We start from the raw sequence: 560 nt of genomic DNA on the forward strand, positions 1-560 counted from the left end.
CCGTTCGCCACCGGCTACCTGCGCCTCGTGCAGGACGGCGCCGACACCGCTCTGCAATGGGACAAGACGGGAGCGGGCGACGGCGCGGCGTGGACCACGGTCGCCCGGTTCCAGGGCACGTCGGCTGCCGGCTTCACGCTGGACAACTTCGTCCCGGGCTTCAATCCGGACGGCAGCGGCAAGGGCCCGACCATCGACGGCACGGCAGCGAGTGAAACGCTGAATGGCACCGTCAACAACGACATCGTGAACGGTCTGGGTGGCAACGACATCCTCGAAGGCGGCTGGGGCGATGATACGCTGAACGGCAACGCCGGCAGCGACTACCTGTACGGTGGGCTGGGCAACGACACGCTCGACGGCGGCACCGACGACGACTATCTGTATGGGGGCGAGGGCAACGATGTCCTGCTCGGCGGCGCCGGCAACGACACTCTGTCCGACAATGCCGGCGTCAACAAGCTGTACGGCGCCGATGGCGACGACCGCTTCGACCTGAACGGCGCGCTGACGCAGGCAGCGATCGACGGCGGCGCCGGCGACGACAGCTTCTACGTCTA

1 protein-coding gene is annotated in these 560 nt (G+C 67.7%); it reads left to right on the forward strand.

Annotated features, from left to right (window positions below; genetic code table 11):
- On the forward strand, window positions 1-560 hold a 560-nt coding region (locus QPK32_RS26465; RefSeq protein ID WP_374046796.1), incomplete at both ends, for a calcium-binding protein.

The sequence above is a fragment of the Massilia sp. YIM B02763 genome, assembly GCF_030412015.1.
In the GTDB taxonomy this organism is placed as follows: Bacteria; Pseudomonadota; Gammaproteobacteria; order Burkholderiales; family Burkholderiaceae_D; genus Telluria.